At 58.3% G+C, this 8,804-nt stretch carries 8 protein-coding genes and 2 pseudogenes; 7 read left to right on the top strand and 3 right to left on the bottom strand.

Going from position 1 to position 8,804, the window contains the following annotated elements; all coding sequences use genetic code 11:
- The first annotated feature begins 221 nt into the window (after positions 1 to 221).
- The 5 genes and pseudogenes from AACY49_RS29060 to AACY49_RS29035 form a co-directional block, all read left to right on the top strand.
- On the top strand, positions 222 to 755 hold the full coding sequence (locus AACY49_RS29060; protein ID WP_339527601.1) for a cysteine hydrolase family protein: 534 nt from the start codon (positions 222 to 224) through the stop codon (positions 753 to 755).
- 183 nt (positions 756 to 938) lie between these two features.
- Positions 939 to 1,970 carry a lysozyme inhibitor LprI family protein gene (locus AACY49_RS29055; RefSeq protein ID WP_339527600.1) on the top strand — a complete coding sequence of 344 codons (1,032 nt, stop codon included), beginning with the start codon at positions 939 to 941 and terminating at the stop codon, positions 1,968 to 1,970.
- A 189-nt stretch (positions 1,971 to 2,159) separates the two neighbouring features.
- A pseudogene (locus AACY49_RS29045) lies at positions 2,160 to 2,977 on the top strand (cytosine permease).
- A gap of 171 nt (positions 2,978 to 3,148) precedes the next feature.
- Positions 3,149 to 3,802 carry a peroxiredoxin gene (locus tag AACY49_RS29040; protein WP_339527597.1) on the top strand — a complete coding sequence of 218 codons (654 nt, stop codon included), beginning with the start codon at positions 3,149 to 3,151 and terminating at the stop codon, positions 3,800 to 3,802.
- 24 nt (positions 3,803 to 3,826) lie between these two features.
- Positions 3,827 to 4,279: pseudogene (locus tag AACY49_RS29035) on the top strand (GNAT family N-acetyltransferase); the annotation flags it as partial.
- Positions 4,280 to 4,453: 174 nt separating this feature from the next.
- Here the strand turns inward: AACY49_RS29035 and AACY49_RS29030 are convergent.
- On the bottom strand, positions 4,454 to 5,314 hold the full coding sequence (locus AACY49_RS29030) for a CAP domain-containing protein (protein WP_339527595.1): 861 nt from the start codon (positions 5,312 to 5,314) through the stop codon (positions 4,454 to 4,456).
- Positions 5,315 to 5,666: 352 nt separating this feature from the next.
- Between AACY49_RS29030 and AACY49_RS29025 the strand changes: the two genes are divergently transcribed.
- The gene (locus tag AACY49_RS29025) at positions 5,667 to 6,488 is read left to right on the top strand and encodes a MinD/ParA family protein (RefSeq protein WP_258696585.1); all 822 of its coding nucleotides are present in this window, start codon (positions 5,667 to 5,669) and stop codon (positions 6,486 to 6,488) included.
- 93 nt (positions 6,489 to 6,581) lie between these two features.
- Here the strand turns inward: AACY49_RS29025 and AACY49_RS29020 are convergent, their stop codons facing one another.
- Both AACY49_RS29020 and AACY49_RS29015 read right to left on the bottom strand, forming a co-directional pair.
- Positions 6,582 to 7,067, bottom strand: coding sequence for an adenosine-specific kinase (locus tag AACY49_RS29020; RefSeq protein WP_339527593.1), 486 nt, complete (start codon positions 7,065 to 7,067; stop codon positions 6,582 to 6,584).
- A gap of 48 nt (positions 7,068 to 7,115) precedes the next feature.
- Positions 7,116 to 7,619 carry an SLATT domain-containing protein gene (locus tag AACY49_RS29015; RefSeq protein WP_258696584.1) on the bottom strand — a complete coding sequence of 168 codons (504 nt, stop codon included), beginning with the start codon at positions 7,617 to 7,619 and terminating at the stop codon, positions 7,116 to 7,118.
- 382 nt (positions 7,620 to 8,001) lie between these two features.
- Here AACY49_RS29015 and yfcF point away from each other — a divergent pair, with 382 nt between their 5' ends.
- Entirely contained in the window at positions 8,002 to 8,634 is a 633-nt protein-coding gene (gene yfcF / locus AACY49_RS29010; protein ID WP_339527591.1) for a glutathione transferase, read from the top strand.
- Positions 8,635 to 8,804 lie beyond the last annotated feature (170 nt).

Genomic DNA, 8,804 nt, shown 5'->3' with positions numbered 1-8,804 from the left:
CCTACTCGGGTGCGGACACACCAGTGCTAATGACGGTCTCTGCCCCGCGCGCGCTCTCAACTTTAGATCCCCCCAGTTTGCTGCGCGACAGCGCGGCGTCGAAGACGGGGCGGACCCTCCTACAGGGGCTCGAACGCAGCCTCGCAAGCTCGACAGCTGCTACACAGGCTAAAAGGGAGTTGAAATCCATCGTTCCAGCGACCTCTCTAAGGAAGGAAGCCATGAGCACCGCACTCCTGATCATCGACGTCCAACGCGCGCTGTGCACCGGCGAATATGAATGCTTCGACATCCAGCGCATCATCGAAACCATTAATGGCCTCAGTACCAAAGCCCGAGCCGCCGGACTGCCGGTGATCCTGATCCAGCACGAAGAAGAGGGCGACCTGCTGCAATACGGTGGCGAAGGCTGGCAACTGGCCGACGGCCTGAAGACTTCACCCCAAGACCTGCGCATGTGCAAAACCGCCCCGGATTCGTTCTACCAGACCCACTTGCATGAACAGCTGCAAGAGCTGGACGTCGAGCGCCTGATCATCTGCGGCCTGCAAACCGACTACTGCGTTAACGCCACCGTGCGCCAGGCGCATCAATTGGGCTACGACGTAGTGCTGGCGGCCGACGCCCATTCCACTATCGACAATGGCACGATGAGCGCCGAAGACATCATCGCCGAACACAACAAGGATCTGGCGCATCTGACCGGTTCCGTGGCGCGGATCGATGTCGTGCCGGCCAGCGAAGTCAAAATCTAGAACCAAGGGGCTTGTTCTGATTTCAGTCAGTTAAGTGCAATCTATGTGGAAGCGGGTTTGCCCGAAATTTGAGCGACAAAAATCCTGTAGGAGCGAGGCTGCCCGTGAAGAGGCCATACCAGAACAAGCGCCTTTTCGCGCTTGTCTCGGCATACTGGCGCGCTCAAAGAATGGAATCTGCCCATGCCCCCGACCTTGTTCTGCTCTAACGCTCGCTGCGCTTTACTGCTGATGTTTCTCGCATTCTCTGCCGCAGCCCCCGCCAGTAGCTTCGATTGCACCAGTGCCGCCAGCCCCAGTGAAAAAGCCATTTGCGCCGACCCCTATACTTCGAAGCTGGACCAAAAACTGGCAAAAATCTGGCGTTCGACGCTGGCAAAAGTCGCCGACCCTAAAGCTTTAAAAGAAGACCAACGTCAGTGGCTGAAACAACGCAATCACTGTTCAGACCAAATCGATTGTCTGCGCCAGCAATACCTGATGCGAATCACCGAACTCGAATACGCGGCCATTCCGTTTAACTGGGACACCACTTGGCAGCGCATTCCCTGGGGCGTTTCGACGGGAGCCGAGTTGAAGACAACACGTCGGGACTCGACTCATCTGGGTTTCGAAATATCGGCTGCGAGTGGCGCCAATTCTGGCAACCTGAACGGCATCGCCAAACTCGACGGCACCCAGGCGCATTACATCGAAGGCGCCTGCGCCTTGACCTTCAAAGCCATCAATGGCGTTCTCGATGTCACACAAGAAGGTGCCGATGCCGACTGTGGAGCCGGCATGGGTGTGTTTTACGCTGGGCGTTATGTAGCGTCGGAACAGGCTTTGGCTCTGGACTACAATTTGCTCAGTCTGGGTCTTGTGCGTACGCAGCAGGAAGATGACGAGCTGCGGCAATTGCTCAAGGACGATTACCAGACGTTGATGGACAGCAGCAGTTCCAGGCTGATCGGTGACGAGTCGAATGACCTGCCGGGCGCTGAAGTGACTGAAATGTGGGTGCGCGGGCTGGGCAATACCAATGCCGCCATTCTCATGCGTGCAGCAGACGCCCGATTTTGGCTGGTGCTGCTGGTGTTCGATGAGCAGAACAATTCTCGAGCCCGTTACTACACCAACATGTCGAGCTGGAAAGGGCGCTTACCCGATGCACTGCAACGTTGGTATGACGAGCGAGCGAAAGGACAGATCATGCCGTTGGACCTGATGCCCTAAGCCGCTATGCAATACGGGCTCATTCAGGTTGAAGACTATCGGTCCCAAGACAACTACCCAGGGCTGGAAGCATTCGCTGCGCCTATGGCATGGTCAAAAAAATACACCATGCAGCGAACGGGATCAGAACGATGGAGGAGGGGGATGAGGTCGGCGCCAAGACGTCGACGGCACTGCTGAAGGCGTTCAATCTTTGCGTGTTGCACCTGGGGCGTCTTGCTAGCCGAGCGCCATGGCAGCCTCTACAGCCAGTTCACCCTGTGGCTCGGCGCCAATCTGCAGATCACGGCGATTGTGACCGGCGCGCTGGCCGTGGTGCTGGGTGGCGATGTGTTCTGGTCACTCATTGGTTTGCTGATCGGCCAGTTGCTCGGCGGTGCGGTGGCGGGCGCGAATTTTCGTGGGCATGAAGTCGCCACCATCGGGGGCTGGGCAGTACCGGCCTGATGGCCTCCCTGCTGTACTTGAGCGTGGTGTTCAGCAAGGTCACGGTGTCGACCCTCAACGCTTATGGCAGCTTCATGTGCGTGGCCACCATTATCAGTGGCTTTCGTCGTGGCTTCGAGATATCCGCCGGCAAACGCATGCTGTTTGTGCTGGCGATTGTCGGCGCGTCCACCACGCTCGCGTTGCTGGGTCAGTACTCGTTTCTGAGCACGTTCAAGTACTTCATTCTCTTTCTGCTGACCTTCTTCACGCCGTGGAGCGCGATCAATCTGGTGGATTACTACTTCATCAACAAGGAGCGTTATGACATTCCCGCGTTGTCCGACCCGGCGGGGCGTTATGGCCGCTGGAATGTGTTGGGGATCAGCGCGTATGTGCTCGGTGTGTTGGTCCAGCTGCCTTTTGTCGACACTCACTTCTACTCCGGACCGATGGTCGCGCAGCTCGGCGGTGTCGATATTTCCTGGATCGTCGGGCTGGTGGTGCCGGGCGTGCTCTATTACTGGCTGGCCAGGACATCAGCACTTGCGGTGGCGGTCGAGCGCAGTTCGCAGGCTTGAATGCACAGTCATTCAAGGGCTTGCGCAGTTGGCGCAGCGCTAGCCTCCTTGTCTTCAGGCGTCTCCTATACTGATCCGCGTTGACAGGTTCAACACAGATACCGAATGCCGATGGAACAGCAAGCAGGGTTCCGGCGGCTTCCCTGCGACTCAACAGTAAGGAGAACGAACATGGCAATCCGTATTGGCGACGAAGCACCGGACTTTACCGCTGAAAGCACCGAAGGCCCGCTGCATTTCCATGAGTGGATCGGCGACAAGTGGGCGATTCTGTTCTCACATCCAAAGGACTTCACCCCGGTGTGCACGACGGAGCTTGGCTACATGGCAGGGCTCAAGCCGGAGTTCGACAAGCGCAACACCAAAATCGTCGGGCTCAGTGTCGACCCTGTCAGCAACCATCAGACCTGGGCCAAAGACATCGAAGAGACCCAGGGCCATGCGGTCAACTACCCCATGATCGGTGACGAGAACCTGGTGGTGGCGAAGCTCTACGACATGATTCATCCGAATGCCAGTGGCGGCGCACGGACTGCGGTGGACAACGCCACGGTGCGTTCAGTGTTCATTGTCGGCCCGGACAAAAAGGTCAAGGCGATGCTGATCTACCCGATGAGTGCCGGGCGTAACTTCGATGAGGTGCTGCGTCTGCTCGATTCTCTGCAACTGAACGCCAAGCACACCGTCGCCACGCCGGTGAACTGGCGTCCGGGCGAGGACGTCATCATTCCCACGTCGGTCTCCGATGAGGACGCCAGGAAGAAATACCCGGATGGCTTCAAGACGCTGAAACCGTATTTGCGCACGGTGGCGCAACCGAAGTAACCCATCTGTTCGGAGATCTCCAACATGGCCGTCCAGGTCCTGCGCGTTGATGCATCCCACATCGACACAGTCGCCAGTCTCTTCGACGCCTACCGAGGCTTTTACGGCCAGCCCTCGAACCTGATGCAGTCGCGCGATTTCATCGCCGAGCGCATCGCCAGGGACGAATCGGCGATTTTCTTCGCCGAGGACTCCACGGGCGAAGCGCTCGGCTTCGTCCAGTTGTACCCAACGTTTTCCTCCATCGACGCCCACCGCACCTGGTTGCTCAGCGACCTGTTCACCACACCTGCCGCCAGGGGAAAAGGGGTAGGGACGCTATTGATGAACACCGCCCGAGCCTTTGCGCTATTGACCGGCGCCAAGGGCATGGTGCTGGAAACCGCCACGGACAATCACGTCGCGCAACGGTTGTACGAGTCATTGGGCTATGTGCGCGATACGGGTTACTACACCTACTGCCTCGACTTGAAGCAGGTGCAAAGCTGTGGGAGCGAGCCTGCTAGCGATGACGGCGGTACATTCAGCAGCAATATTGGCTGACCCGCCGCCTTCGCGAGCAGGCTCGCTCCCACAGATCTACGGTGTTCAAGCCCCTAACTGACTGACCCAAGCGCCAGCCATTTTCTATGCAAGGTTCGAAACCCTCGCTCAAGGCGTCCCAAACAGCATCGTCCAATAAACCCCCTCGTTGCTGCGCGAGTCGGCGGCATACGCCGCGCCGACCTGGGTAAACATCGGGTTCATCAGGTTGGCGCAATGCCCGGGGCTGGCCAGCCAGCCGGCCATCGCCTTGCTGGGCGAGCCTTGCCCGGCGGCGATGTTTTCGCCGATCTGCCGGCCACGGTAACCGGCAGCTCTGGCGCGATCCGCCGGCATATCACCGTCGGGATCCTGGTGGGCGAAGTAGTTGCCGTAGGCCATTGCCTTGCTGTGGCCTTGGGCGGCGGCACCTAGGGCGGCATTCCAGGTCAATGGCCGCGCGGCGGCGAAGCGTTGGCGCCCACACATACGTGGCCTGGCCCGTGCCGCATTGACCTGCGCCAGCAACGCCTTGCCCGCTTCACGCGAATCGCCGATACGCCCATCGAGCACCGGTTGTGCCAGCACCACCTGCCATTCGCTACGGGCGCGAGTGACGCCGATGTCGGTGTACTGGGTATCGAGCAGCGCCCCGCAGTAGTCGCTTTGGAGCATGTCAAACGCCTCATCGGCATCTTGCGCGCCGACCACGCGAATGGTCCGCACCGCAACCGCTTGATAGCCGTTAGCTTTCAAGGCGTTGCGCAAACCGCCGCCATAACCAACCGGCAACGCCAGGTCCGATTTCAGCGACAGTGGCCGCAACGGCTTGACCGCACGCCCCGCGCAACGATCGGGATCGGCGCGATAGTCGTTGATGACCTCCGCCAATTGCCGCTCCCCGCTGGCATGGGCGGGGCTGGCGAGCAGCGAGAGCAAAGGCATCAGGCACAGCGAGATAGAGCGGCAGCAGCGGACGGTTGGGCGCATGAACGGACAGCTCTGATGAGTTGACGACGATAGGGGGGACGGGGACGAGCAATGACCGTAGGAGTGCTTCGTTGGGCGAGCTTCCTTTACGGCACGGCTAAGACTGCGGGTCTGAAGACTGGTTCACGGGGGGAGGAGACAAATTTGGCGGCGAGGGGCTGGCTCAGGGGGCATTCATGGGGCGTGTGACCTTGATCTGTCGGCCTTTTCGTGGAAACGGTTCGATGGAATATGGCGAAATGCCTCTCGTCGGGGGACAAAGCAGCAATTTTGCGCTTTTCAGCTATGCTTCCGGCATCTGGAGGGTGCCATTACGTACTGGCACACAATGCGCAGGGAAGGGAAAGCAAAAATGGATCAGGTGCATTGCGTGCAAGTTATCGCTGTGACCGGCGGCAAGGGTGGCGTGGGCAAGACGACGGTGGCGGTTAACCTTTCACTGGCGCTGGCGAAAATGGGGCGGCGCGTCGTACTGCTGGACGCCGATCTTGGCCTGGCGAATATCGATATTTTGCTGGGGCTGACCCCGCGCTACACACTGGCCGATGTCATCGAAGGGCGTTGCGAGCTTTCCGAGGTACTGGTGCCAGGGCCAGGGGGGATTCGTGTGGCCCCGGCCTCTTCTGGCTTGCAGAACATGACTCATCTGGAGCCTGCGCAATACCGTGCGCTCATCCAGTCCTTTAGCGATATTGGCGACAAACTGGATGTGCTGATTATCGACACGGCCGCCGGTATCGGTGGCTCAGTGGTCAATTTCATCCGCGCGGCGCAGGAAGTGATGGTGGTGGTGTGCGATGAACCCACCTCAATCAGCGGCGCCTACGGACTGATCAAATTGCTCAACCTGAACTACGGCCTGCGCCGTTTTCGGGTGCTGGTCAACATGACGGCCAGTCCGGCGGAAGGCCGCAATCTGTTTGCCAAGCTGGAAAAGATTACCGATATGTTCCTGGATGTCTCCCTGCAATACGTCGGCGCGGTGCCAAACGACGAATGCGCGCACAAAGCGGCGCAGAAGGGGCGTGCAGTGATTGAAGCCTTTCCCCGCTCCAAATGCGCTCAAGCCTTCCAGGCCCTTGCTCACAACGTCGACACCTGGCCATTGCCGACCCACCCCAGAGGGCATGTGGAGTTCTTCGTTGAGCAACTCGTGCACAATTCCGGCCGGTGAGCCTGTCGGGATGAAACGCAAAACCCCGGAGCGGGTCTCCGGGGTTTCCATGTTCTCTCTATTCCTTGGTCGAATAGGGAGAAGGAGGGGGGGTCACAGCTTGTAGCCGATCTGCCGTAACAAGTTCTTGCGCCACAGGATGTCTTCGTCGCCTTCGACGCCATTGGCGCAGAAGCCATCCACAACGCCCAGGACCGCTCGTCCCTGTTCCGTCTGCGCGAGTATCACTTCGGTTGGATTGGCGGTTGCACAAAAAATACGGCACACCTCTGGCACCATTTTGACGGTGTTCAACACGTTCAGCGGATAGAAGCCGTCGCCGAGGAAAATGATGAAGCTATGGCCTGCTGCAATGGCTAGCGCATTTTTCCGGGCAAGCTCGATCATGGCGGTATGGGTGCCAGACCATCGCACCAGGCATTTACCGGAGGCTTCACAAAAGGCCACGCCAAACTGAATGCCGGGCACGGCATTGACCAATGCTTCGTGAATGTCCTCGACGGACTTGATGAAGTGCGTCTGACCAAAAATGAAGTTCGTCGCTTCCGGCTTATCGATTTTCAACGTGATGAGTTGCATTTCAAACGCCTCCTTTCACGATGTTGCGGACCAGCGTCTGGCCTCTATTCAAGCCGGGACGGTGTCATGCTCCTCTGATGGAGCTTCTGGGTGGACGCGAGTATCCCCCAGCTTCCTTATCGTTGACTTGGGCAAGGTCGGGGCATCAAGAAGGATCGAATCAATGCGCTTGCGGATGTCCAAAACGATTGGGCCCAGGATCGCCTCGTCCTTGCCGCTGGCGATCTCGTCCTGAATCTCACGAGATATCGCACCGAGTTTCTCGGCGGTGTCTTTGTGCCCGGCAGCCCGGGTGTCAAAGTTCAGGAAGGTCTGAACCGAGCTCAACACCAGGGTCAGAAGCGAAAGGATACCCGCTGCATACTGGAGCCAGGGGGGCGATGAGTCACTGATTGAACCAAAGACGCTGGCGCTGACAATCGCTGACAGCACCACGCAGGGGATGCCCAGTTTCCAGCTGAATTTCTCGAAATCCCGGGCACTGATTTCGTGTTCGATCTGCAACCGCACGATCATGCGATTCCATTTGGTGAGTAGCTCAAGCCGGCTCATGGTTGCAGTCCTTTGCAGGAGGGTTCAGGTGAATATTAGCTCCTATTTGGCCCCCAGTCAGGGCGCCGGAATTCGACGCGACGTTTACGCCGTGGCACCCACCATCGTCCGCCGCCACACGATACGAGCCAACGTAATCGACCCGTTGCACAAAGCGATAACCAGAACAAACGACAAGCGCTATCCCTGTGGGAGCGAGCTCGCGAAAGCGGTGTGCCAGGCAACATTAATGTCGACTGACACTCCCTCTTCGCGAGCAAGCCCGCATACAGGTTTCGCACCTCACGTATTCCGCTCAGGAATACGCCCATGAAAAACATGAATTTTCTTTATAACTCTGGATCTCGTAGCGTGTTTTGCTTCTGCATATGGAGATGACCCCGTGAACAATTCCCGCCTGCGCCTGTACGTTGACGCTCAATTCACCAGCCCCTATGCCATGTCGGCCTTCGTCGCACTTCGCGAAAAGGGCATCGAATTTGAACTGAGCCCGCTCAACCTCGAAACATCCGAAAACCAGACACCAGACTATGCCAGCCTCTCGCTGACCCAGCGTGTTCCGACACTCGTGCAGGGCGACTTCGCCTTGTCTGAATCGTCGGCGATCACTGAATACCTGGAAGACGTTTTCCCCCAGACGCCGGTTTATCCACGAGATCTGAAACAGCGTGCGAGGGCACGACAAGTTCAAGCATGGCTGCGCAGCGATTTGCTGCCCATTCGGCAGGAGCGATCCACGCTGGTGGTGTTTTATGGCCTCAAATCAGGGCCCTTGTCGCCAGCGGCCGAGTCGGCAACGCGCAAGCTGTTCGATGCCGCACAAACGCTGCTGGCTGACAGCCCCGAGTACCTGTTCGGCCAATGGTCGATCGCCGATGTGGACCTGGCCTTGATGCTCAACCGGCTGATACTCAATGGCGACTCCGTACCACCCGCACTGGTGGAATACGCGCAGCGCCAATGGCAGCGACCGACGGTACAGGAGTGGGTCAACCTGCAACGTCCTGCGATGTAATCTCAAGCAGTGGGCGAGCGGCAATCATCTGGAAGAGGGAGATTGCAGTGGTCTAATTTCCCCGGACACCTCGATAGGTGGAGAATGCATCTATCGAGGATTCTTTCATGACTGGCAAACGCAGAACATTCGACGACAGCTTCAAACTGCAAGTGGTAAAGATGATCAAG

Origin of the sequence: Pseudomonas sp. EL_65y_Pfl2_R96 (genome assembly GCF_963970905.1) — a bacterium.
In the GTDB taxonomy this organism is placed as follows: domain Bacteria; phylum Pseudomonadota; class Gammaproteobacteria; order Pseudomonadales; family Pseudomonadaceae; genus Aquipseudomonas.
The sequence above is the reverse complement of the archived record's forward strand: the minus strand, read 5'-3'. Positions and strand labels throughout refer to the sequence as shown.